The 22,962-nt window shown below is 60.6% G+C and carries 21 protein-coding genes; 11 read left to right on the top strand and 10 right to left on the bottom strand.

Features of this window, described 5'->3' with window-relative positions:
• Positions 1-218: 218 nt before the first annotated feature.
• Complete coding sequence (gene hexR / locus LOY53_RS26475; RefSeq protein ID WP_027592102.1) at positions 219-1,085, bottom strand: transcriptional regulator HexR; 867 nt, start codon at positions 1,083-1,085, stop codon at positions 219-221.
• Between the two features lie 103 nt (positions 1,086-1,188).
• Here hexR and zwf point away from each other — a divergent pair, with 103 nt between their 5' ends.
• The 5 genes from zwf to LOY53_RS26500 all read left to right on the top strand — a co-directional run bounded on the left by zwf (position 1,189) and on the right by LOY53_RS26500 (position 6,829).
• Positions 1,189-2,631 carry a glucose-6-phosphate dehydrogenase gene (gene zwf, locus LOY53_RS26480; protein WP_099455746.1) on the top strand — a complete coding sequence of 481 codons (1,443 nt, stop codon included), beginning with the start codon at positions 1,189-1,191 and terminating at the stop codon, positions 2,629-2,631.
• An 85-nt stretch (positions 2,632-2,716) separates the two neighbouring features.
• Positions 2,717-3,034, top strand: coding sequence for a hypothetical protein (locus LOY53_RS26485; protein WP_252826273.1), 318 nt, complete (start codon positions 2,717-2,719; stop codon positions 3,032-3,034).
• Between the two features lie 122 nt (positions 3,035-3,156).
• Positions 3,157-5,340: a DNA helicase II gene (gene uvrD, locus LOY53_RS26490; RefSeq protein ID WP_252826275.1), complete on the top strand. Its 2,184-nt coding sequence runs from the start codon at positions 3,157-3,159 to the stop codon at positions 5,338-5,340.
• Positions 5,341-5,453: 113 nt separating this feature from the next.
• A complete protein-coding gene (locus LOY53_RS26495; RefSeq protein ID WP_027592098.1) occupies positions 5,454-6,308 on the top strand; it encodes a Tim44 domain-containing protein in 855 nt (284 codons plus the stop codon).
• A 113-nt stretch (positions 6,309-6,421) separates the two neighbouring features.
• Positions 6,422-6,829, top strand: coding sequence for an SMI1/KNR4 family protein (locus LOY53_RS26500; RefSeq protein ID WP_252826277.1), 408 nt, complete (start codon positions 6,422-6,424; stop codon positions 6,827-6,829).
• Positions 6,830-6,985: 156 nt separating this feature from the next.
• On the opposite strand, the gene LOY53_RS26505 is transcribed toward LOY53_RS26500, so the two are convergent.
• Positions 6,986-8,746 (bottom strand): cation:proton antiporter, encoded by a 1,761-nt coding sequence (locus tag LOY53_RS26505; protein WP_252826279.1) that lies wholly within the window; start codon positions 8,744-8,746, stop codon positions 6,986-6,988.
• A gap of 323 nt (positions 8,747-9,069) precedes the next feature.
• Between LOY53_RS26505 and LOY53_RS26510 the strand changes: the two genes are divergently transcribed.
• Positions 9,070-9,555, top strand: a complete 486-nt coding sequence (locus LOY53_RS26510) for an acyl-CoA thioesterase (protein WP_027592095.1) — start codon at positions 9,070-9,072, stop codon at positions 9,553-9,555.
• Here the strand turns inward: LOY53_RS26510 and pdxY are convergent.
• Entirely contained in the window at positions 9,552-10,424 is an 873-nt protein-coding gene (pdxY, locus tag LOY53_RS26515) for a pyridoxal kinase PdxY (protein WP_258703449.1), read from the bottom strand. The genes LOY53_RS26510 and pdxY overlap by 4 nt on opposite strands.
• A gap of 120 nt (positions 10,425-10,544) precedes the next feature.
• Here pdxY and LOY53_RS26520 point away from each other — a divergent pair, with 120 nt between their 5' ends.
• A complete protein-coding gene (locus LOY53_RS26520; protein WP_027592093.1) occupies positions 10,545-10,934 on the top strand; it encodes a DUF3301 domain-containing protein in 390 nt (129 codons plus the stop codon).
• On the opposite strand, the gene LOY53_RS26525 is transcribed toward LOY53_RS26520, so the two are convergent.
• Genes LOY53_RS26525 through zigA form a run of 3 tightly spaced genes read right to left on the bottom strand, consistent with a single transcriptional unit; the run spans position 10,935 to position 13,778 of the window.
• Complete coding sequence (locus LOY53_RS26525) at positions 10,935-11,906, bottom strand: GTP-binding protein (protein WP_258703450.1); 972 nt, start codon at positions 11,904-11,906, stop codon at positions 10,935-10,937.
• A 40-nt stretch (positions 11,907-11,946) separates the two neighbouring features.
• Positions 11,947-12,573, bottom strand: a complete 627-nt coding sequence (locus LOY53_RS26530) for a DUF1826 domain-containing protein (protein WP_258703451.1) — start codon at positions 12,571-12,573, stop codon at positions 11,947-11,949.
• Positions 12,570-13,778, bottom strand: a complete 1,209-nt coding sequence (zigA, locus tag LOY53_RS26535) for a zinc metallochaperone GTPase ZigA (protein WP_252826283.1) — start codon at positions 13,776-13,778, stop codon at positions 12,570-12,572. The genes LOY53_RS26530 and zigA overlap by 4 nt, the downstream gene beginning before the upstream one ends.
• Before the next feature lie 114 nt (positions 13,779-13,892).
• Between zigA and LOY53_RS26540 the strand changes: the two genes are divergently transcribed.
• Both LOY53_RS26540 and folE2 read left to right on the top strand, forming a co-directional pair.
• Positions 13,893-14,273 (top strand): glutamine synthetase, encoded by a 381-nt coding sequence (locus LOY53_RS26540; RefSeq protein WP_099455754.1) that lies wholly within the window; start codon positions 13,893-13,895, stop codon positions 14,271-14,273.
• A gap of 21 nt (positions 14,274-14,294) precedes the next feature.
• On the top strand, positions 14,295-15,200 hold the full coding sequence (gene folE2, locus LOY53_RS26545; RefSeq protein ID WP_252826284.1) for a GTP cyclohydrolase FolE2: 906 nt from the start codon (positions 14,295-14,297) through the stop codon (positions 15,198-15,200).
• Here folE2 and LOY53_RS26550 read toward each other — a convergent pair.
• Positions 15,184-15,711, bottom strand: a complete 528-nt coding sequence (locus LOY53_RS26550) for a DUF3617 domain-containing protein (protein WP_252826285.1) — start codon at positions 15,709-15,711, stop codon at positions 15,184-15,186. The genes folE2 and LOY53_RS26550 overlap by 17 nt on opposite strands.
• Positions 15,712-15,841: 130 nt before the next feature.
• Here LOY53_RS26550 and cls point away from each other — a divergent pair, with 130 nt between their 5' ends.
• Entirely contained in the window at positions 15,842-17,281 is a 1,440-nt protein-coding gene (gene cls / locus LOY53_RS26555) for a cardiolipin synthase (protein WP_258703452.1), read from the top strand.
• 134 nt (positions 17,282-17,415) lie between these two features.
• Here the strand turns inward: cls and cfaB are convergent, their stop codons facing one another.
• Entirely contained in the window at positions 17,416-18,600 is a 1,185-nt protein-coding gene (gene cfaB, locus LOY53_RS26560) for a C17 cyclopropane fatty acid synthase CfaB (RefSeq protein ID WP_252826287.1), read from the bottom strand.
• Between the two features lie 208 nt (positions 18,601-18,808).
• On the opposite strand from cfaB, the gene lpdA reads away from it, so the two are divergent.
• The gene (gene lpdA, locus LOY53_RS26565; protein WP_252826288.1) at positions 18,809-20,209 is read left to right on the top strand and encodes a dihydrolipoyl dehydrogenase; all 1,401 of its coding nucleotides are present in this window, start codon (positions 18,809-18,811) and stop codon (positions 20,207-20,209) included.
• 145 nt (positions 20,210-20,354) lie between these two features.
• On the opposite strand, the gene LOY53_RS26570 is transcribed toward lpdA, so the two are convergent.
• Both LOY53_RS26570 and glmS read right to left on the bottom strand, forming a co-directional pair.
• Positions 20,355-20,768, bottom strand: a complete 414-nt coding sequence (locus tag LOY53_RS26570) for a hypothetical protein (RefSeq protein WP_081717437.1) — start codon at positions 20,766-20,768, stop codon at positions 20,355-20,357.
• Between the two features lie 357 nt (positions 20,769-21,125).
• Complete coding sequence (gene glmS / locus LOY53_RS26575; RefSeq protein WP_085272141.1) at positions 21,126-22,961, bottom strand: glutamine--fructose-6-phosphate transaminase (isomerizing); 1,836 nt, start codon at positions 22,959-22,961, stop codon at positions 21,126-21,128.
• Position 22,962: the final 1 nt, after the last annotated feature.

The following is a 22,962-nucleotide window of genomic DNA, read 5'->3' on the forward strand; positions in this document are numbered from 1 at the left end:
GAGTTTCAGACTGGCGCTGGCGGTTTACGGTTTTGCGGTGGGGAGGTTACAAAACCATGAATTTTCACTGGCTTCATCGCCCGGCCTTGCGCCCGCTGTAGGAGCAGCCTTGTGCTGCGAAGAGGCCAGTGATAGCAGCGAAGATTCATGGCGTTTTCACCGGCCTCTTCGCAGCGCAAGGCTGCTTCTACAAAGGGCCGTGCAGGTAATCGCGAGGGTCAGTCGTCGGTGGCCTTGATCGACTTGGGCGACAACCGCAGGCTGCGCAAACTGCGCTTCACGCTCTTGAGGTGGTTGACCAGGCTCGGCCCACGCGCCATGGCAACGCCCATGGCCAGCACATCGATCACCACCAGGTGCGCGATACGGGAGGTCAGCGGGGTATAGATCTCGGTGTCTTCATGCACGTCGATCGCCAGGTTGACGGTGGACAGCTCCGCCAACGGGGTTGCGCTCGGGCACAGGGTGATCAGGTTGGCACCACTTTCACGCACCAGGTTGGCGGTGATCAGCAGGTCTTTGGAACGGCCCGACTGGGAAATGCACACCGCTACATCGCCTGGCTTCAAGGTGACCGCCGACATGGCCTGCATGTGCGGGTCGGAATAGGCGGCGGCACTGAGCAGCAGGCGGAAGAATTTGTGCTGGGCATCGGCAGCCACCGCGCCGGACGCGCCAAAACCGTAGAACTCCACACGCTGCGCCTGCGCCATCGCACTCACGGCCTGCTGCAGCGCCTGCGGGTCGAGGTGCTCGCGCACTTCCATCAGCGTGTGCAAGGTAGTGTCGAAGATCTTCAGGCTGTAATCGGCGACCGAATCATCTTCATGGATCGCGAACTGGCCGAAACTGGCCCCGGCGGCCAGGCTCTGCGCCAGCTTCAACTTGAGGTCCTGGAAACCTGAACAGCCAATCGCCCGGCAGAAACGCACGATGGTCGGTTCACTGATACCCACGTTGTGCGCCAGGTCGGCCATCGAGCTGTGCATGACGGCAGCCGGGTCTAGCAGCACGTGGTCGGCCACTTTCAGTTCCGATTTGCGCAGCAGGTGGCGCGATTGGGCGATATGTTGCAACAGATTCACGGGCTGGACTCGGTTATGATCGGCTGGCCGGGATGTAGCTTTCTTGTAGTTATACTACATGGGCGCCAACCCGCCCAGTTAAACGAACGTGGAGAGTGGTGGTTTGACTATTCCTTGCGACATTCTGGTCTTCGGTGGCACCGGCGATCTGGCCCTGCACAAACTGCTTCCAGCGCTCTATCACCTGTTTCGCGAGGCTCGCCTGAACAACGCCGTGCGGATCATCGCCCTGGCGCGGCGCAACCTGCCACGTAACGACTACCTGAAGCTCGCCGAGCGCCACTGCCGGGCGCAAATTGCCCGTAATGACTTCGACGAGGAGGTCTGGCAGCGGTTCTCCGCCCGGCTCGACTACTTCGCCATGGACGCCGCGCAAAGCGCCGACTTCGGCCGCCTGGCACGCTACCTCGGCGAGCCCGGCGGGCTGACGCGGATCTTCTACCTGGCCACCGCCCCCAACCTGTTCGTGCCCATCGCCAACCACCTGCGCATCGCCGGCCTGGCCGACCCCGAGGCCCGTATCGTGCTGGAAAAACCGATCGGCCATTCACGGGCGTCCGCCACGGCCATCAATGAAGCGATTGGCGCGGTGTTCGAGGAAGCCCAGGTGTTTCGTATCGACCACTACCTGGGCAAGGAGACCGTGCAGAACCTGATGGCCCTGCGCTTTGCCAACGCCCTGCTGGAGCCGGTCTGGCGCAACAGCCAGGTCGACCATGTGCAGATCAGCGTCTGCGAAACCCTGGGTGTAGAGAACCGCGGCGGCTACTACGACCGCGCCGGCGCGACCCGCGACATGCTGCAGAACCACCTGCTGCAGTTGCTGTGCCTGGTAGCCATGGAGCCGCCGGCGCAGTTCGAGGCCGAGGCGGTGCGGGACGAGAAAGTGAAGATTCTACGTGCCCTGAAGCCGATCACCGGCCAGGACGTACAGGACACCACCGTACGTGGCCAATATGGCGCCGGGCGCATCGGCGGGCAGGAAGTGCCGGCGTACTACTTCGAAAAAGACGTGGACAACGACAGCGACACCGAGACCTTCGTTGCCGTGCAGGCCCACATCGACAACTGGCGCTGGGCCGGCGTGCCCTTTTACCTGCGCACCGGCAAACGCATGGCGCGGCGCTCGTCGCAGATCGTCATCCAGTTCAAGCCAGTGCCCCACGAGCTGTTCAACGGCGGCCAGGTCAACCAGCTACTGATCCAGTTGCAGCCTGAAGAACGTATCAGCTTGCGCATGATGACCAAGAGCCCGGGCAAGGGCATGCGCCTGGAGCCGGTCGACCTTGACCTGAACCTGGCTCAGGTATTTGGCCAGACGCGCCGCTGGGACGCCTATGAACGCCTGTTGCTGGACATTTTGGAGGGTGATTCGACGCTGTTCATGCGCCGCGATGAGGTCGAAGCGGCCTGGGCCTGGATCGACCCGATCATCAAGGGTTGGGAGGAGCACTTCCAGGCACCACGCCCCTACGCGGCTGGCAGTAACGGGCCTGAGCAGGCCAACAGCCTGCTGGCGCACCAGGGCAGGCATTGGCACAGCTGAACTGTTTCTGGCTGCGATGCTGTTCGTGGGTGCATGACCCTGTGCTCACGCGGCACTTCGTCGCGCGACTTCGGAGAACAGAAACATGACCCTCGACACCAATGGCTGGGTTGCCCAAATGGACAACATGCCTGGCGCTACCGCATTTCGCGTATCCGGCAGCGTCATGGTTGGCCACCCCGGTATCCACCCGACCCTGAGCCTGCGCAAGATGCAAGACAAGTCCTTCGCGCTGGCACTTGAACTGACGCTCGAAACCGACAAAGGCATTTATCCACAGGTGGTCACGCAAAAGCCGGTGAGCTTCAACCTGCCAGGCGACCACAGCAACATCCCCAAGGTAGACATCTTTCACGATGGCATCCTGATCACCAGCATCACCGAGATCATGGTGACCTACTGAGCACCCGGCCTGCCTTTAAGGCAGGCCCTTGCTCGGGCACTCGGATGAACGGTGGGCCTGCAGGGTGAACATTTATACAGTAGACGTTTGCCCCATCCCTTGCCTCGCCCTAGAATGGCCCGATGCGCACAGATGACCTCTCCCTCCTGCTGAACTCCCTCAATGACGCCCAACGCCAGGCCGTAGCCGCCTCGCTCGGGCGTCAACTGGTGCTTGCCGGCGCCGGTTCCGGTAAAACCCGCGTGCTGGTGCACCGCATCGCCTGGCTGATCCAGGTCGAGCAGGCCTCGCCGCACTCGATCTTGTCGGTGACCTTCACCAACAAGGCCGCGGCAGAAATGCGCCAGCGGATCGAGCAGTTGCTGGGGATAAACCCGGCGGGCATGTGGGTGGGCACGTTCCACGGCCTGGCCCATCGCCTGCTGCGCGCGCACTGGCAGGAAGCCCGGCTGGTGCAGAACTTCCAGATTCTCGACAGCGATGACCAGCAGCGCCTGGTCAAGCGGGTGATGCGCGAGCTCGGCCTCGATGAGCAGAAGTGGCCGGCACGCCAGGCGCAGTGGTTCATCAACGGGCAGAAAGACGAAGGCCTGCGCCCCCAGCATATCCAGGCCGGCGGTGACCTGTTCCTGTCGACCATGCGCGACGTCTATACCGCCTACGAACAGGCCTGCGAGCGCGCCGGGGTCATCGATTTCTCTGAGCTGCTGCTGCGTGCCCTGGACCTGTGGCGCGATCACCCTGGCCTGCTGGAGCATTACCAGCGGCGCTTCCGCCATGTGCTGGTGGACGAGTTCCAGGACACCAACGCCGTGCAGTACGCCTGGTTGCGCCTGCTCGCGCGCGGTGGCGACAGCCTGATGGCGGTGGGTGACGACGACCAGTCAATCTACGGCTGGCGCGGCGCCAAGATCGAAAACATCCACCAATACACGGCCGACTTCCCCGACGCCGAGATGATCCGCCTGGAGCAGAACTACCGCTCGACCGGCGGCATCCTCAAGGCAGCCAACGCCTTGATCGCCAACAACAGCGGGCGCCTGGGCAAAGAGCTGTGGACCGACATGGGCGAAGGCGAACCGCTGACCCTGTACGCGGCCTACAACGAACACGATGAAGCGCGCTACGTGGTGGAAACCATCGAGAGCCTGATCAAACAAGGCAATACGCGCAACGAAATCGCCATTCTGTACCGCTCCAACGCCCAGTCGCGGGTGCTGGAAGAAGCCCTGCTGCGCGAACGCATTCCGTACCGCATCTACGGCGGCCAGCGCTTCTTCGAACGTGCCGAAATCAAGAACGCCATGGCCTACCTGCGGCTGCTCGAAGGCCGTGGCAACGATGCAGCGCTGGAGCGGGTCATCAACGTGCCACCGCGCGGTATCGGCGAAAAAACCGTCGAAGCCATCCGCGACCACGCCCGCCACAGCCAGCTATCGATGTGGGAGGCGATGTGCCAATTGATCGCCGCCAAAGCCCTCAAGGGCCGCGCCGCCAGCGCCCTGGGTGCGTTCATCGAGTTGATCGAGGGCTTGGCCGCCAAGGTTGTGGACATGCCACTGCATACCATGACCCAGGTCACCATCGAACAGTCCGGCCTGATCCTCTATCACCAGGAAGAAAAGGGTGAAAAGGGCCAGGCACGGGTAGAAAACCTTGAGGAACTGGTCAGCGCTGCGCGCAACTTCGAGTCCAGCGACGAAGACGCCGACCTCTCGCCGCTCTCCGCCTTCCTTGGCCACGCATCGCTCGAAGCAGGCGATACCCAGGCCGACGAGCATGAAGACAGCATTCAGCTGATGACCTTGCACAGCGCCAAAGGCCTGGAATTCCCCTACGTGTTCCTGGTGGGCATGGAAGAAGGCCTGTTCCCGCACAAGATGAGCCTGGAAGAGCCTGGCCGCCTTGAAGAGGAACGCCGCCTGGCCTACGTGGGCATTACCCGCGCCATGCGCCAGCTGGTCATGACCTACGCCGAGACACGTCGCCTGTATGGCAGCGAGACCTACAACAAGGTGTCGCGTTTCGTACGCGAAATTCCGGCAGGCCTGGTCCAGGAAGTGCGCCTGTCCAACAGCGTCAGCCGCCCATTCGGCGGGGCGAAGGCCACCACCAGCAACCTGTTCGCCAATGCCAATATTCCGCAGACCGCGTTCAATCTCGGCCAGCGGGTGCAGCATGCGGTGTTCGGCGAAGGGGTGATCCTCAACTTCGAAGGTTCTGGCGCCCAGGCACGTGTGCAGGTGAATTTTGCCGAAGGCAGCAAGTGGCTGATGCTGGGGTACGCCAAGCTCGAGGCGGTGTAGGCACCGCCTTGTAACATTCAGGCAAAAGCTCGAAACATTATGTCGCTGGTCATGTGCCCGGGAACCTGTGCACCATGACGCGCGTGCAATCCACAACAGGGGATATCCCACTTATGCAACGTTTTCTTAGCATCGCTCTGGCGCTCTGCGTCGGCTTGACGCTGAGCCTGGACGCCAACGCCAAGCGGTTCGGCGGCGGCAAGAGCTCGGGCTCCGCGCCTATTCACCAGACCCGTCAGGCCACGCCAACCACGCCTGCCGCCGCGCCGACTGCGCCAGGCCGTGCACCGGCTGCCGCCAGCGGTGCTTCGCGCTGGCTGGGCCCACTGGCCGGCCTCGCCGCCGGTGGCCTGCTGGCCTCCATGTTCATGGGTGACGGCTTCCAGGGCATGCAGATCATGGACTTCCTGATCATGGGCCTGATTGCGTTCCTGGTGTTCCGCTTCATTGCCGCGCGTCGCCGCCAGCAGCAGCCGCAAATGGCCGCACCGGGCCACGCGCCGTTCCAGCGTGAAGCCCACGCACAGCCTGCCCAGCCGTCGGTCTTCGGTGGTTCGGCCGCACCTGCCGCTGCAGCCGCTCCGGTGATCAACGCACCGGCCTGGTTCAACGAGCAGAGCTTCCTGGCTGCCGCGCAAAGCCACTTCCAGTCTCTGCAGCAGCACTGGGATGCCAACGAGATGGACAAGATCGCCGAGTTCGTCACGCCGCAGATGCTCGAGTTCCTCAAGCGCGAACGTGCCGAGTTGGGTGATGGCTTCCAGGCCACCTACATCGACAACCTCGAAGTGCAGTTGGACGGTGTAGACGACCGCGCCGACCGTACCGACGCCACCCTGACCTTCCGTGGCGTGTCGAAGACCTCGCGCTTCGACCAGGGCGAAGTGTTCAGCGAAAGCTGGCACATGGTTCGCGCCCAGGGCGAGAACCAGCCTTGGCTGGTCGCCGGTATCCGTCAAAACGGCTAACCGACTGGCGCACTACAAAAACCCCGGGCCTTGTCCCGGGGTTTTTGCTTTTGCCACACTGGGCTACTAGGGTATAACGCGCAGCGTTGTCATCAGGTAAGAGGAAGTGAACCGTGGAAGAAGTGATTGAACAACTCCGTGAAGCCAATGAACCGGTACCGGTACCCTTGGAGCTTCCCGATGAAGATCAGCTGGTAGAAATCGAAGAGCAGCTGTTCATCAACATTCCCTTCGTGTTCAAGGAGTTCCTGCTGACCGTCAGTGATGTGGTCTACGGCTCGCTGGAACCCGTGACCGTCACCGATCCGCAGTCGCATACCTACCTGCCGGATGTTGCATCCAATGCCTGGGATGCCGGCGTGCCGCGCGAGCTGATCCCGATCTGCCAGGACGGTGATAACTATTACTGCGTGGAAGAAGACGGCACTGTCGTGCTGTGGAACGCCGAAGAAGAAATCGTCCTTGAAGACAGCTGGGAATCGGTCTGGCACTGGGCGCGGGACGTCTGGCTGGAAAGCTGATTATTCCTACAAGAGCATCAGAAATATCGCCAGGAAAAATAATGGCTCAAAGCCATTAATGCGATTAAAATCGCCAGGCTTTCTGCGCCTGGCGACATCGCTACCGCTCCATCCCCTCGGACGACGGTGAAATCTTGCGCAGGGAGCATTACCTCCTCAGTGCGAATTCTCGCGGCTGTTCTCCAGCGTCTCCAGCAAGGCAATCTGCATGCGCGTGTGCACGCGGATAAACCAACGCCACAGCAAAGCCACCACCACTGCCGCCACCACCGCAATGACCAATAGCAGTTCACTGGTGGGCAGGATGCTGGCCGACAGCGCCGACAACAGCAGGAAGATCACCAGCAGCGACAGCAGCGGGATTACCTCGGCAATCACACGCCGCACACGCTGGGTGTGACGCCCCGCCATTTCAGGCTTAACGCCCATTTCCGCCAGCAGCATCGACAGCGCCTTGAGCTTGCGATACGCCGCAATCAGGAACGGCAACGACAGCAGCAATGCCGCCCCCCAGATCACCGCCTTTTGCTGGCTGACATCGGTGAACCACTCACTGAGCCAGTTGCCAATGCGCCCAGCGAAGTAACCACCGCTGAAGAAGATGGCAATCACCAGCGCCAGGTTCACGCCAACCTGCAACAGGATGCGGCGGATCATGGCCGCCAGCATGGCACCCTCACCTTGCGGCTGAATGTTGCGCAACCATTCGCCATACAGCGACAGCACACGCGCCAGACGGCTCGGCACCACCTTACCCAGCTTCAATGACAGGGGGTCGGCCGCACGGATCAGGTAAGGCGTCAGCAGTGTGGTAATGGCCGAAACAGCAACCGCCACCGGATAAAGGAAATCGCTGGTGACCTGCAGGGTCATGCCCAGCGCGGCGATGATGAACGAAAACTCGCCGATCTGCGAAAGCCCCATGCCGACACGCAATGAAGTGCGGCCATCATTGCCCGCGATAAACGCCCCCATGCCACAGGACAACATCTTGCCCAGCACCACCGCCAAGGTAATGACCACGATCGGCCAGGCGTAGTCGATCAGTACCTGAGGGTCGATCATCAAGCCGATGGCGACAAAGAAAATGGCGCTGAACAGGTCACGTACCGGCTCGATCAGTTGCTCGATTTTAAGCAGCTGGCGCGACTCGGCCATGATCGCGCCAATCAGGAAGGCGCCCAAGACCATGCTGTATTCCAGCTTCACCACCAGCAGGCAGAACCCGAAACACAGGCCCAACACGGTAATCAGCAACATCTCGTTGCTTTCGAATTTCGCCACATAGGCCAACAGCCGTGGCACCAGCAAGATGCCGATGACCAGCGCGACAATCATGAACAGCGACAACTTGCCGACCGTGGAAAACACCTCGCCAGAGCTGACCGTGCCGCTGACGGCGATGCCCGAGAGCAAGGCGATGATGCCGATACCGAGGATATCCTCGACGATCAGCACGCCGAATATCAGTTGAGCGAAGCGCTCGTTCTTCATCTTCAGGTCGTTGAGCGCTTTGACGATGATGGTGGTCGAGGAGATCGCCAGGATAGCGCCGAGGAACAACGAATCCATGGTATTCCAATCGAACCAGCGACCGATCTCGAACCCGATCCAGATCATCAGCACGATTTCCAGGAACGCCGCGATGAACGCTGTGGCGCCGACCTTGAACAGCTTGCGCAGGCTGAACTCGAGCCCCAAGCAGAACATCAGGAAGATCACCCCGAGTTCGGCGAGGGTCTTGATGGTGTCTTCATCGTGTATCAGGCCAAACGGCGGTGTGTGTGGGCCGATGATGAAGCCGGCGACGATATAGCCCAACACGACGGGTTGCTTGAGGCGGTGGAAGAGAATCGTGACCACCCCGGCAACCAGCATGATCACTGCCAGGTCCTGGATGAAGCTGATGGCATGCATGGCGCGATACTCCTTTTATCGAATGCCCGGGCAGACCGCTCCTCTGCCAAGGCAAACCGAGCGAGCAGCAAGTACATACTGTATTGAATGCAGGAAAGCCCATGTTGCATGGGCGTACTCAGGTTAACATCGCACCCCGCCGCATAACGCCGGTGCAATATGTAGAAACAGATCGGCAGGTTAACCGCCGCCGATGGCGTGATCAGCGTGACCATGGCGCATCAGCCAACGTCCCGTACCAGGCAGGCAAACTCAAAGAGGGGAAACAGAACGTGTCAGCAGATACCCGCCCCGATTCAGCGCAACCTCACCGTGAGCACACTATGGAACCTGGAAACGCCCAGCTGAGCATGACCGTCCTGATGACCCCGGACATGGCCAACTTCTCCGGCAACGTGCATGGCGGCACCTTGCTCAAGTACCTGGACGAAGTCGCCTATGCCTGTGCAAGCCGCTACGCTGGCAGCTACGTGGTGACCCTGTCGGTCGACCAGGTGATCTTCCGTGAACCCGTGCACGTGGGTGAACTGGTGACGTTCCTCGCATCGGTCAACTACACCGGCAACACCTCGATGGAGGTGGGCATCAAGGTGGTGACCGAAAACATCCGGGAACGCTCGGTGCGCCATTCCAACAGCTGCTTTTTCACCATGGTGGCGGTCGATGACAACCGCCGCCCGGTAGCGGTGCCGCCGCGCCAACCGCACAGCAGCGAGGAGAAGCGCCGGTTCCTGCAGGGCCAGCAACGCCGGCAAATCCGCCAGGAGCTGGAAAAGCGTTACCAGGACCTCAAGACCGACGCCGTTTAAAGCGCCAGGCGCTGCGCTTCGAAGCGCACGCGCGGGTGGGCGATACGATCCTGGGCCCGCACCAGCTGCAGTTCGTAGCTGGCACAGGCCTGGGTTTCGAGCAGCACTTCATGCACTGCCGAGGCCGTGAACTCGAATGCCTGCAGCCACGTGTCGCCAAGCAGCACACGGGCCAGGAACAGGCCAGACGTCAGGTCGCCCACGCCCACTGGCTGACGCGGAAAAGCCAGCAGCGGGCGGCGCAGGTGCCAGCTGTCTTCGGCGGTCACCAACAGCATCTCGAACTGGTCCTCGGCGCGCCCGGGATACCCCAGGTGCTTGACCACCACTACTTTCGGCCCACGCGCGAGCAGGCTGCGCGCCATCTGCACGCAATCTTCCAGCGACTGCGCACGGCGGCCACAAAAACTGTCCAGCTCCAGCTGATTAGGGCAAAGGATGTCGGCCCGGGCGGCCGCTTCTTCAAGCAGAAACTCGCTCACTTCCTGCGGCACGATGCAGCCTTTCTCGGGGTGGCCCATGACCGGGTCGCACAGGTACAGCGCTTTGGGGTTCACACCCTTGATGCGCTCGACCCCCGCCAGGATCGCCCGCCCCTGTTCGGCACTGCCCAGGTAGCCAGAAAGCACCGCATCGCAGTGGCCCAGCTCGCCGATGTTGGAAATGCCTTCCACCAACGCAGGAATTTGCGCTGGAGCAAGCACGTCGCCTGCCCACTGGCCATACTGAGTATGATTGGAAAACTGCACGGTATTGAGCGGCCAGACATTGACCCCAATACGCTGCATGGGAAACACCGCGGCGCTGTTGCCGGCGTGGCCGAACACCACATGTGACTGGATGGCGAGCAGGTGCGGGGTACGTTTCATGCGGGAGATTTCCAAAGCTGTTTCAAGGATTGTGCGCAGCGCAGTATGAACTCGATTGCCACCTGTACGACAGGCCAGGGACGCAGTTAAGCTGGTTCGACCTGTTTGGAGCATACGCAAATGTTGACCCTGGAGAATCTCTTCGTCCTGATGCTGGTCGCCACGGCAGGCGCTTGGTTGTGGCACAACCATGGGTTGCGCGAGAAAGCCTTGGAGCGGGTCAAGCAGCATTGCGCCAAGCTCGACCTCGAACTGCTCGACGATGCCGTTGCGCTCAAGCGCATCGCCTTTGTCCGTGACGCCAACGGCAAAAAGCGCCTGGCGCGCATCTATGCCTTCGAGTTCACCGTGACGGGTGAGCAGCGTCACCCCGGCACCGTCACCCAGTTCGGCGCCCACAGCGTGCAGATCGAACTAGCGCCCTACCCGTTCGAGATCAAGACGCCACCGCGCACTGACAATGTGATCGAGATGCAGCAGTGGCGCCAAGAGCACAACCGCTGGCGCTGATCAACGCATAAGGCATTCCTTCAAGCCGGCCTCCAGGGCCGGCTGCGGTTGAGCGTGATCAAAAATCAGCTCGATGCGCGTATCCCTGCGCCAGTCGCTCGGCTGCCACTGCGGCAGCACCCCGTCCAGCCCATTGAAAGACTGCCAGCCTTGCCCTGTGTGGATAACTCCCTTGGCACGGCGCCACGGCCAGGCGTGCAAAAACGCTAATAAGCGTTGTGGATAAAATTGCTGGCTGGGATGCCAGCGCCAGCCAATACTCCAACCTCCCTCCCCTTGCTGCGCACTGCAGATTGGCTCATTGGGCTTATTCCATAGGGTTGCAGGCGTATTCACCAGATTGTCGACAATCCTGTTATCCACATCTGACGCCGAAATACCCCCTGTGGATGAAATCGGAAGCCGCGAAATGGACAGCATCCCCTGGCTTGTCCAAAGAATATCTTTTTGTGGAAATTTCTTAGTTATCAACAACCTATGATATTCATCCACAGCTTCGGATTTGTTGAAAACCACTGTCTTGCAGGCCTCGAAAGCATGTAGTTGAGCCTCCGGAAGCGGCTCGTCGCGGAGCATTTTTTGAGCGTCCACAACCATGAGAAGTGGCTGGATTGTCAGCACTCCAACCCAAGGCGCTTGCTGAAGTTGAGCAAGCAACTGCAACGGATGGCCTAAACCAGAGGGCTCGATGAACAATCGATCAGGTCGGGCCTTGCGCAACAGCCGGCCCAAACCCACCTGGAACGGCATGCCATTGACGCAGCACAGGCAGCCCCCAGCGACCTCACCGATGGCGATGCCGTCCTCGTCGCGGCTTAGCAAGGCGGCATCGAGCCCCACCAGGCCGAACTCATTGATCAACACGGCCCAACGCTCACCGGCCGGGCGCTGGGCCAGCAAATGACGGATGAGCGTGGTCTTGCCGGCGCCCAGTGGGCCGGCAATCACGTGGGTAGGTATGTTTTGCAACATGGCATGGCTTAAGGCTGGAGGTTCGCCTCACTATGCGCCGTCACGCCAGCCAGTCAAGGCTGAGCAACAAGCGCCCCTGGCGCCCGGAGGGGGAGCGATGAACCAACCCAGCGCCCTCGTTGCCCTGCCACTTTTCGCCTTTGAGCAGGGCCACTTCGCCTGCCTGCAGGCACTGAATGTTATCCACAGATGGCACGGCGACGTGAAGTTCGCGGCGATCCACAGCGCCTTCTATCAGCCACTCGCTACCGGGGCCTGCATAGCTAGTAAGCAAGCGCACCGGCACGTGGTCCACATGGAAGCGCGGGCACATCGGCCCTTGCAGCACACGCAGGCGCAGGCCCACTCGGCGCGCACCGAGCAGGCAGGTATAGGCCGCCAGCAGCCAGCTGACATCGGCGACGAAGCTCTCATAGCCTTGCAAGTCGGCAGCTTCGCGCAACAGGCCGGTCAACGCCGGCATCTGCTGTTCGTCCACATCGATTACGCGCTGGTCAGCCAAGGGTTGGCCGAGGCTGATAACCAACTGTGCAAAATCTTCCAGCTGGGCCGGCAAGCGCCTACGCCATACCGCCAGGTTTACGCCGTCCTGCAGAACCTCGGTCAGCACCTGGGGCGAATCACCGAACACCTGAAAAATATCCACAGGCCTGAGGGCAGGGTTCATGCTGCCGCCTCTTCATGCCAAGGGCCGAATGGATCGGGCAGACGCAACCAACCCATCGGGCCCAATTCCATTTCTGCATCCGTCAACAGGCAGCTTTCAAGCTCTGTGGATAACTTTTTGAAGTCGATATTCTGCCCGATGAATACCAACTCCTGGCGGCAGTCACCCGCCTCCTCAGTCCAGTATTTCAGTATCGCCTCGGCGTTATCCACATCCTGCGGCCACTGTTCACGCGGTACGAATCGCCACCAGCGCCCGGCCATGCCATGGCGCATCATGCCCCCTGCCTGAGACCAGCTACCGGCCTCCTGATACTTGCTGGCCAGCCAGAAAAAACCCTTCGAACGCAGCAGTCTACCGTTGCTCCAGGGCTTGTGGATAAAGTCGAAAAAGCGTTGTGGATGAAGTGGGCGCCTCGCTTGCCAGGTGCTGGCGGCAATGCCGTACTCTTCGGTTTCCGGCACATGCTCGCCACGCAACTCCTGCAGCCAGCCGGGGGCTTGTGCGGCTTGGTCGAAGTCGAACAGGCCCGTGTCGAGGATGCGCGCCAGCGGTACTTCACCCATCACCATGGGCACAATCTGCGCCCTGGCGTTGAGGCTGCGCAAAATGGCCGTGAGCTCTTCACGTTCGTGCTGGCTCATCAAGTCGATCTTGCTCAACAGCAACACGTCGGCGAACTCCACCTGCTCGATCAGCAGGTCGCTGATCGAACGCTCATCGTCTTCACCCAAGGTCTCGCCACGGCTGGCCAGGCTGTCCGCTGCCTGGTAGTCGCGCATGAAGTTGAGGCCATCGACCACCGTGACCATGGTGTCCAGCCGGGCCATGTCGGACAGGCTGCGGCCCTGCTCATCGCGAAAGGTGAACGTCTCGGCCACCGGTAGCGGCTCGGATATACCCGTGGACTCGATCAGCAAATAATCGAAGCGCCCCTCTTCGGCTAACCGCGCCACTTCCTCGAGCAGGTCTTCGCGCAGCGTGCAGCAGATGCATCCGTTGCTCATCTCGACGAGTTTTTCTTCTGCGCGGTTCAGGCTGACGTTGCGTTGCACCTCGCTGGCATCGATGTTGATTTCACTCATGTCATTGACGATCACCGCGACGCGCAGGTTGTCGCGGTTACGCAGTACATGGTTGAGCAAGGTGCTCTTGCCGGCGCCAAGAAAGCCGGACAGCACGGTAACGGGGAGACGGTTGGGCATGGCGAAACCTCTTCAGGCAGACGCATTCGAAACGATGCATTGCATAATGTTATAAAGTAACAATACAATTTCGCCAAGCTGTTCTCGTCGGAAGAGTGATCGCCGGAGATGAAAATGAAGCCGTCACGCGCTGTGCTGATGCTGTTGCTGGCCGTGCCCACAACGCTGTTAGCCATGCCACAAAGCAACCCGTTGGCACTGTGTACCCGCAGCGCAACCTTGTTGGCCTGCCAGGATGGCAAGGGCAGTTACTACAGTGTGCGCACTGAAGGCAGCACGTTCTATCTGCGTGGCTATGAGCACGTGAGCCGCCGTTCGTGGGCGCAAACCAACAGCCGCTATGGTGGGTTGACCTTCTACACCGGCTTGGCCAGCGACGGCGAGGCTTGGGTGGGTTATAGCCGCCGTATCGGCTGGACTACGTTGAACCGGGTGTCCAGCTCCAGTGGGCAGCGCTTCAACCTGCACTGCAGCTTGATTGGCGGTTGCCGCTGATCTTTTCGTTTGGAATCACACATGACCCAACTCACGCTTCCCGACATCGCCGCACAAGCTCAACAGCACGCCTTGCCCCTCGACTGGGTAGGTATGTGCGGGATCGCCGTGCCTGTGCAATTCGAAGGTCGCATAGCCGCTGCCACTGTCGACGCGGGCGTGAGCCTGGTGGACGGCAGCTCACGTGGTATCCACATGTCGCGCCTGTACCTGGCATTGGAATCACTGGAGCATCAACCACTCACTCCCTTAGCGATTCGTCAGCTACTGGCAGATTTTCTGAGCAGCCATGAAGGTCTCTCTTCCGCTGCCTATCTGCGCCTGACCTTCGAGCACCTGCTAAAGCGGCCAGCTTTGATCAGCCCATTGGCAGGTTGGAAAAGCTATCCGATCACCCTCGATGCCCGCATCGAAAGTGAAGTGTTCCACGTGGAACTATTTGTTTCTGTGCCTTATTCATCGACGTGCCCGTGCTCGGCAGCACTCGCAAGGCAGCTGATTCAGCAGCAGTTTCAGGCGGACTTTGCAGAGGGGCGCTTGGATAAAGACAGCGTGTTGGAGTGGCTGGGCAGCAGCCAGGGCATCGTTGCGACGCCCCATAGCCAACGCAGTAGCGCAAAAATTCACGTGCGCCTGAAGCGTAATTTGCTAGCGCTGCCGATTACCGAGTTGATCGACCGTGTCGAGGCCAGTTTGGGAACAGCCGTGCAAACGGCGGTTAAGCGCGCGGACGAACAGGCGTTCGCGTTGGCCAACGGGCAGAACCTCATGTTCTGCGAAGACGCCGCACGACGACTGCATCAATCGTTGCGACAAATAGAATGGGCCACAGCTTTCAAGCTGCGCGTGGAACATGCAGAGAGCCTGCATGCTCACGACGCAGTCGCCACCAGCCAATGGCAATGGGACCTCACGTGCGCGGTTTGACCGCGCCACAATCATTGCCCAACCAGACGGCTCGGGTGTTCATGCTGCCTTGCTGCTGCACACCCGATGCGTTGAACGTACCGCTGACCTGGGTGGTGAATTCCTTGTCACTGAGGAAGGTAGCCTGCCCATTGCCTTGAGCCTTAGGACAGCTGAACTGGAACTTCCAAACATTACCGGTGCGGTCGGTAATCTTCTGCGTGCACCCCGACTTCGGGTCTTGCAGCGGGATATCGTTGGTGGCCACCTGCTCTTGCGTCAGGCACGAGCGCACACCCTTGCCCCCCACTGTCACACCCTGTTTGGCCAGCACCCCTTCCATCATGGCGCGCTGCTCTGGCGGCAGGTTTTTCAACTGGCCGAGCATGAACTCCATGTCGGGTAACGGCTTGCCATCGACCTGCATGTTGCTGGTGGTCAGCTCCCACAAGCCGGGCTGCAACATCTGTGCATGCACCAATGGGCTGCTCAGGCCAAGGGCCAACGCCAACAGTGGCAGACGAATCTTCATGGACGAACGCTCCTGGAAAAAACCGGCCAACGGGCCGGGCTGAGGCTTAGACGCCAAATCCAGCTGCAGGTTGCAAGCCGCACCTGGACGTGTTCTGTTACCCACAGTGTACTCGGCAAGCAGGATGCATATGGATTACCACAGCCCCTACTTCTTCGGTTATGTGCTCGGCCTGATTCACCTGTTGGGCATTGTCGCCGCACTGCATGCAGTGTTCACCGTGCGCACCGCCCAAGGTGCGATTGCCTGGGCCATGCCCCTGGTCTTCATTCCCTACCTGACGCTCATCCCCTACCTGATCTTCGGTGCCCGCTCCTTCTACGCCTACATCAAGGCACGGCGCCAGGCCAACCAGGAAATGCACGTGGCCATGGCCAACCTGAACTGGCGCCCCTGGGTAGAAGAGGCCCTCACCGCCCGCGAGTCGGAAAGCTATGCCGCCCTGCGCGCCATGCCCAAACTTGGGCGCATGCCTTGCCTGGCGAACAACCAGGTAAAGCTGTTGATCGACGGCAAGGCGACTTTCGATGCCATCTTCGCCGCCATCCATCAAGCCCGCGAAGTGGTGCTGGTACAGTTCTTCATCATCCACGACGACACCTTGGGCAAGGCACTGCAGCAGTTGCTGTTGCGCAAAGCGGCTGAAGGCGTGAAGGTTTTCGTGCTGTATGACCGTGTCGGCAGCCATGCCTTGCCGGCCAGCTACAGCCAGGTACTGCGTGACGGTGGCGTGGAGATTCATGCCTTCGCGACACGCCGTGGTTGGTTCAATCGCTTTCAGGTCAACTTCCGCAACCACCGCAAGATCGTGGTGGTGGATGGCCTGACGGGTTTCATCGGCGGGCACAACGTGGGTGACGAGTACTTGGGTGAGCACCCGCAACTGTCGCCCTGGCGCGATACCCATGTGCAGATCGGTGGCCCGGTACTGGCCTGTTTGCAGGAGTCGTTCGCCGAAGACTGGTACTGGGCGACCCGCCAGCTGCCGCCGTTGATCCTGCCCGATACCTACCCGGAGAACGGCGTACTGTGCCAAGCCCTCGCCAGCGGGCCGGCAGACCCGCAGGAAACCTGCTCGCTGTTCTTCCTCGAAGCGATCCATTCGGCGACACGCCGGGTGTGGATCACCAGCCCCTACTTCATCCCGGACGAGGCCATTTTTGCCGCGTTGCGTCTGGCCGTTCTACGCGGTGTAGATGTGCGCATCCTCATTCCATCACGCCCCGACCACCGGATCGTCTACGCCGCCTCCAGCCTGTTTGCCTTCGAAGCGGTGCGTGCCGGAGTGCGGATGTTCCGTTACTTGCCAGGCTTTCTGCACCAGAAGGTGGTGCTGGTAGATGACGAGGTCAGCGCGATCGGCAGTGCGAACCTGGATAACCGTTCGTTCCGCCTGAACTTTGAAATCACCTTGCTGACCGTCGACCGCGTGTTCGCCGACCAGGTCGAACAGATGCTGCTTCGTGACTTTGATCAAGCCCGGGAAATCACCCCAGAGGACAGTCTCGATACGCATCGGCTGCAGCAGCTTGGGATGCGAATAGCCCGGTTGATCTCGCCGATTCTTTAAGGTGAGTTTCAAGTTTACTCATTCTCTGTAGGAGCAGCCTTGTGCTGCGAAAAGGCCGGTGCAGGCACCCTCAATCGATGGTGTTTGCACCGGCCTCTTCGCAGCACAAGGCTGCTCCTACAAAACTTGGACGTTCAGCGGTAAAGGTCCTCGCGCGTCCAAGGCAGGTCATGGTGACCATCGGCATAGGGCTTCACAGCCAAAATCTGGTGCAGGTTGATCCAGCCCTTCTCGAAGGCATAGGCACAACCGGCCAGGTATAGCCGCCAGATACGCAGGGTCTTTTCCGGCACCATGGCCGCGGCGCGGTGCAGCTGGTTCTCCAGGTTTTCGCTCCAGTGGTGCAAGGTCTTGGCGTAATGCAGACGAAGGCTTTCCACATCGACCACCTCGAGCCCTGTTTCACAGATGCTCGCACTGATCATCGACAGGTGGGGTAGCTCGCCATGGGGGAATACGTAACGGTCGATGAACTCCCCTGCCCCTCGCCCTACCGGCCGGCCATCCACATGCTTGGCGGTGATGCCATGGTTCATCACCAGGCCACCTTCGCGCACGGCACCGAACAGCTTCTGGCAATACAACGACAGGTTGGCATGCCCCACGTGTTCGAACATGCCAACACTGACCACCTTGTCGAAACGCCCATCCTGGGGAAGGTCACGGTAGTCGAGGATCTGCAGGTCGACCTGATCGGCCAGCCCCTCCTCCTTCACCCGCTGACGGCCCAGCTTGAGTTGCTCCTTGCTCAAGGTAATGCCAAAAACCTTGGCACCGTATTCGCGCGCGGCGAAGCGTGACAGGCCACCCCAGCCACAGCCGACGTCCAGCAGGTAGTCCCCGGCTTGCAGGCGCAACTTGCGGCACAGGTGATCGAACTTGTCCTGCTGGGCCTGGGCGAGGGTGTTGTCCGGCTCACGGAAATAGCCACAGGAGTAAGCCATGTCCGGGTCCAGCCACAGCTGATAGAACGCGTTGGACAGGTCGTAGTGGTAGGAAATGGCTTCGGCGTCGGTGTGCTTGTCATGGGCGGTACGCTGTGGAACAGCGTCCTCGTCGTCACTCAGCAGCGCCTCGCTGAGTTCGTCGCATACCCGAATGACCTCGCCGATATCGCCTTCAAGCTCCAGCTTGCCTTCAACGAAAGCCTCACCCAGCTCGTTCAAGCTCGGGTGGGTCAGCTGGCTGATCAATTGAGGCTCCTTGATCAGGATCGTGACTTGCGGGCTGGGCCCAAGATCGAACTGGTTGCCGTCCCACAACTTCAGACGCAAAGGTAAGTGCAGGCTCTGCAACGCAGGTGGAAGTTGCGCAAGCATCAATGACCCTCCCTTCAGGTAACGGGGCGTCACGCCTCATAATTTCGGACGCCTCCGGATCAGGGTAGTTCATTGGTGCCGATTTTGGGCTTTACACGACGATGGTCTAGAACAAACAGACATGAAAGACACGCAGATTGTATACAACTTTAAGCGCACAGACTAACCTTGTGCCCCTCTCGCGCTTCTTCATCCTGGAGTTGAACCCATGAAATCCTATGACGTGGTGATCATCGGCGGTGGCCCTGGCGGCTACAACGCGGCAATCCGAGCAGGCCAGCTGGGCCTGACTGTTGCCTGTGTGGAAGGCCGCTCGACCTTGGGCGGCACCTGCCTCAATGTCGGCTGCATGCCGTCCAAGGCGCTGCTGCATGCATCCGAGCTGTACGAGGCCGCCAGCGGCGAGGAGTTCGCCCACCTCGGTATCGAAGTGAAGCCCACCCTGAACCTCGCCCAGATGATGAAGCAGAAGGACGAGAGCGTTACCGGCCTGACCAAGGGCATCGAGTACTTGTTCCGCAAGAACAAGGTCGACTGGGTCAAGGGTTGGGGGCGTCTGGATGGCATTGGCAAAGTCGTGGTCAAGGCCGAGGACGGCAGCGAAAGCACCCTTCACGCCAAGGACATCGTCATTGCCACCGGTTCCGAGCCCACGCCCCTGCCAGGCGTGACCATCGACAATCAGCGCATTATCGATTCGACCGGTGCCCTGTCCCTGCCCCAGGTGCCCAAGCACCTGATCGTCATCGGCGCTGGCGTTATCGGCCTCGAGCTGGGTTCGGTATGGCGCCGCCTGGGCAGCGAAGTGACGGTCATCGAATACCTCGACCGCATCTGCCCGGGCACCGATGAAGAAACCGCCAAGACCTTGCAGAAGGCCTTGGCCAAGCAAGGCATGAGCTTCAAGCTCGGCAGCAAAGTCACCCAGGCCACCTCGTCGGCTGATGGCGTCAGCCTGACGTTGGAGCCCGCCGCCGGTGGCGACGCACAAACCTTGCAGGCCGACTACGTGCTGGTGGCCATCGGTCGCCGCCCCTACACCCAGGGCCTTAATCTGGAAAGCGTAGGCCTGGCGACCGACAAACGCGGCATGCTCAGCAACGAGCATCACCGCAGCTCGGTGCCTGGCATTTGGGTGATCGGCGATGTCACCTCAGGCCCGATGCTGGCGCACAAGGCCGAAGACGAAGCGGTGTCGTGCATCGAGCGCATCGCCGGCAAGGCCCATGAGGTCAACTACAACCTGATCCCCGGTGTCATTTATACCCGCCCCGAACTGGCCAGCGTCGGCAAGACCGAAGAACAGCTCAAGGCAGAAGGCCGCGCCTACAAGGTGGGCAAGTTCCCCTTCACCGCCAACAGCCGCGCCAAGATCAACCACGAGACCGAAGGGTTCGCCAAGGTACTCGCCGATGCCAACACCGACGAGGTACTGGGCGTGCACCTGGTGGGCCCGAGTGTCAGTGAGATGATCGGTGAATTCTGCGTGGCCATGGAGTTCTCGGCGTCGGCAGAGGACATCGCCCTCACCTGCCACCCGCACCCGACCCGCTCCGAGGCGTTGCGCCAGGCGGCGATGAATGTGGAAGGGATGGCGATGCAGATCTGACGTCGCGCTCAGCTCGTATTGCGCTGTGGGAAAGGACGCCCACCGCTTGCCGCTTTGCCGACTGATGGTGACAGGGACGAGCGGATGGTCCGCAGGCTATGCCGCAGCGCTCTGAAAACAAGAGCGCCGCAGCCTGGCATCACCTTTAGAACGTCGCGTTCTTGAGCGAGATGTGGCAGTTCTTGTAGTCGTAGTCGACCAGTGTCACGACACCGGAAACATTCGATTTTTTCCCAACGGAAAGCGCATTGACCATGCTGGTGTTGGTCGATTCAGCGTGGATATCCACGTCGCCAACGCTCAGCACTACCCGATACGCCTCGAGCCCTTGATTGATCATGGCGACTTCACCGTTGGTGGAGAAGGTCTTGCCGCGGTACAGGCTGTTTGCACGAACCTTGTTTTCTTTCGTGACACGGCAGATTTCTGCAAGGCTTTGATCGATAGCAACTGGCGCGGTCGCCTTCTGAATTTCCTGCATTGTTTGCTCAAAATTCGCGCAACCCGAAAGGGCTACGAAAGGCAGCGCGGCGAAGAGGCAATTACGAAGAGCTTTCATGTGGACAACCTTACAGATGATTGAAGAAGTGCTTTGGCCTTGAGCACACCCAGACTGGAGAAATTTCAGACAGTTCCATACAAACCTCGCGGGCTAATGCAGGCGTGGCCTATAGGCGATGGCTAGGCGTTGGGCTGACTTGCGGAATATCGTGCACTACCGGTCAGAACGACGGCGGCAGCGAAGTAAGAAGGGGGGACAGCAGGCATCAGTCATTCCTTTGAGGCGCGTTTGAATGTGTTCAATCCTATGAACTGGCCGGAAGTTATACCAAAATCGGTTTTATTGCGCAAAAAAGCACCAGCACCTGCTGTGGATCACAGCGGGGCCGGTGCTTTTTAACGGTTGCCCGTAGGTTTATTCCACCGTCACCGACTTCGCCAAGTTACGCGGCTGGTCAACGTCGGTGCCCTTGAGCACCGCCACGTAGTACGACAGCAACTGCAGCGGGATGGTGTACAGGATCGGTGCCAGGGCGTCAGCGATGTGCGGCACCTTGATCACGTGGGTGCCTTCGCCGTTGGTCATGCCAGCGTGCTCGTCGGCAAACACCACCAGCTCACCGCCACGGGCACGCACTTCCTGCAGGTTGGACTTGAGCTTCTCCAGCAGTTCGTTGTTCGGCGCCACGGTCACGACTGGCATGTCGTTATCCACAAGTGCCAGCGGGCCGTGCTTCAGCTCGCCTGCCGGGTAGGCTTCGGCGTGGATGTAGGAGATTTCCTTGAGCTTGAGCGCGCCTTCCATCGCTACCGGATACTGGGCGCCGCGGCCCAGGAACAGGGTGTGGTGCTTGTCGGCGAACAGCTCGGCGATCTTCTCGACAGTTGCGTCCATGGCCAGTGCCTCGCCCAGGCGGGCCGGCAGGCGACGCAATTCTTCAACCAGCTCGGCTTCGACACCAGCTTCGAGGGTGCCGCGTACCTGGCCCAGGGCCAGGGTCAGCATCATCAGCGAGACCAGCTGAGTGGTGAACGCCTTGGTCGAAGCAACGCCGATTTCCGGGCCTGCCAGGGTCAGCAGGGTCAGGTCGGATTCACGCACCAGCGAGCTGATGCCGACGTTGCAGATCGCCAGGCTGCCGAGGAAGCCCAGCTCCTTGGCGTTGCGCAGGGCAGCCAGGGTGTCGGCAGTCTCACCGGATTGCGAGATCGAGACGAACAGGGTGTCGGGCTGCACCACCACCTTGCGGTAGCGGAACTCGCTGGCGACTTCGACCTGGCAAGGGATGCCGGCCAGGCTTTCCAGCCAGTAACGGGCGACCATGCCGGCGTGGTAGCTGGTGCCGCAGGCAACGATCTGTACGTTGCGCACTTTGGCGAACAGGTCGGCGGCTTTCGGGCCAAAGGCCTGAACCAGCACGTGGTCTTTGCCCAGACGGCCTTCCAGGGTGCGCTGGACCACGCTTGGCTGCTCGTGGATTTCCTTGAGCATGAAGTGACGGTAGTTGCCCTTGTCCGCCGCTTCTGCACCTTCGTGATACTGCACGGTTTCACGCTGGACCTTGTTGCCAGCCTGGTCCCAGATGCTGACCTGGTCACGGCGGATTTCAGCGATATCGCCTTCTTCCAGGTACATGAAACGGTCGGTGACCTGGCGCAGGGCCAGCTGATCCGAGGCCAGGAAGTTCTCGCCAAGGCCCAGGCCGATCACCAGCGGGCTGCCGCTGCGGGCAGCTACCAGGCGGTCTGGCTGTTTAGCGCTGATCAGGGCCAGGCCATAGGCGCCATGCAGGCGCTTCACCGCAGCCTTCAGCGCGTCGGTCAGGTCTGCAACGGTCTTGAGCGTGTGGTGGATCAGGTGGACGATGACTTCGGTATCGGTCTGCGAGGTGAACACGTAGCCGAGGCCTTTAAGCTCTTCACGCAGTTCTTCGTGGTTCTCGATGATGCCGTTGTGCACGACCGCCAATTCGCTGCCCGAGAAGTGTGGGTGGGCATTGCCTTCGGTTGGCGCGCCGTGGGTAGCCCAACGCGTGTGTGCGATACCCAGCTGGCCGACGAGCGGCTCGGCGGCCACGGCAGCTTCCAACTCGCTGACCTTGCCAATCCGGCGGCGACGCTCCAGCCCACCCTGCTGGCTGTAGACCGCCAGGCCGGCACTGTCGTACCCGCGGTACTCAAGGCGCTTGAGGCCTTCGATCAGGATGGCGGTGATATTACGTTCGGCTACGGCACCAACGATTCCACACATG

The organism is Pseudomonas sp. B21-031 (assembly GCF_024748985.1).
Taxonomy (GTDB): domain Bacteria; phylum Pseudomonadota; class Gammaproteobacteria; order Pseudomonadales; family Pseudomonadaceae; genus Aquipseudomonas; species Aquipseudomonas kermanshahensis.

Excerpts from the sequence above, each read along its gene's own strand:
- LOY53_RS26540 (WP_099455754.1), top strand. The coding sequence starts at position 13,893 with ATGAAGCCGTCACGCGCTGTGCTGATGCTGTTGCTGGCCGTGCCCACA.
- LOY53_RS26550 (WP_252826285.1), bottom strand. The coding sequence starts at position 15,711 with ATGAAGATTCGTCTGCCACTGTTGGCGTTGGCCCTTGGCCTGAGCAGC.
- cls (WP_258703452.1), top strand. The coding sequence starts at position 15,842 with ATGGATTACCACAGCCCCTACTTCTTCGGTTATGTGCTCGGCCTGATT.
- cfaB (WP_252826287.1), bottom strand. The coding sequence starts at position 18,600 with ATGCTTGCGCAACTTCCACCTGCGTTGCAGAGCCTGCACTTACCTTTG.
- folE2 (WP_252826284.1), top strand. The coding sequence starts at position 14,295 with ATGACCCAACTCACGCTTCCCGACATCGCCGCACAAGCTCAACAGCAC.
- LOY53_RS26525 (WP_258703450.1), bottom strand. The coding sequence starts at position 11,906 with ATGTTGCAAAACATACCTACCCACGTGATTGCCGGCCCACTGGGCGCC.
- LOY53_RS26570 (WP_081717437.1), bottom strand. The coding sequence starts at position 20,768 with ATGAAAGCTCTTCGTAATTGCCTCTTCGCCGCGCTGCCTTTCGTAGCC.
- zigA (WP_252826283.1), bottom strand. The coding sequence starts at position 13,778 with ATGCCCAACCGTCTCCCCGTTACCGTGCTGTCCGGCTTTCTTGGCGCC.
- LOY53_RS26495 (WP_027592098.1), top strand. The coding sequence starts at position 5,454 with ATGCAACGTTTTCTTAGCATCGCTCTGGCGCTCTGCGTCGGCTTGACG.
- LOY53_RS26520 (WP_027592093.1), top strand. The coding sequence starts at position 10,545 with ATGTTGACCCTGGAGAATCTCTTCGTCCTGATGCTGGTCGCCACGGCA.
- LOY53_RS26530 (WP_258703451.1), bottom strand. The coding sequence starts at position 12,573 with ATGAACCCTGCCCTCAGGCCTGTGGATATTTTTCAGGTGTTCGGTGAT.
- LOY53_RS26485 (WP_252826273.1), top strand. The coding sequence starts at position 2,717 with ATGACCCTCGACACCAATGGCTGGGTTGCCCAAATGGACAACATGCCT.
- lpdA (WP_252826288.1), top strand. The coding sequence starts at position 18,809 with ATGAAATCCTATGACGTGGTGATCATCGGCGGTGGCCCTGGCGGCTAC.
- pdxY (WP_258703449.1), bottom strand. The coding sequence starts at position 10,424 with ATGAAACGTACCCCGCACCTGCTCGCCATCCAGTCACATGTGGTGTTC.
- LOY53_RS26505 (WP_252826279.1), bottom strand. The coding sequence starts at position 8,746 with ATGCATGCCATCAGCTTCATCCAGGACCTGGCAGTGATCATGCTGGTT.
- LOY53_RS26510 (WP_027592095.1), top strand. The coding sequence starts at position 9,070 with ATGGAACCTGGAAACGCCCAGCTGAGCATGACCGTCCTGATGACCCCG.
- glmS (WP_085272141.1), bottom strand. The coding sequence starts at position 22,961 with ATGTGTGGAATCGTTGGTGCCGTAGCCGAACGTAATATCACCGCCATC.
- uvrD (WP_252826275.1), top strand. The coding sequence starts at position 3,157 with ATGCGCACAGATGACCTCTCCCTCCTGCTGAACTCCCTCAATGACGCC.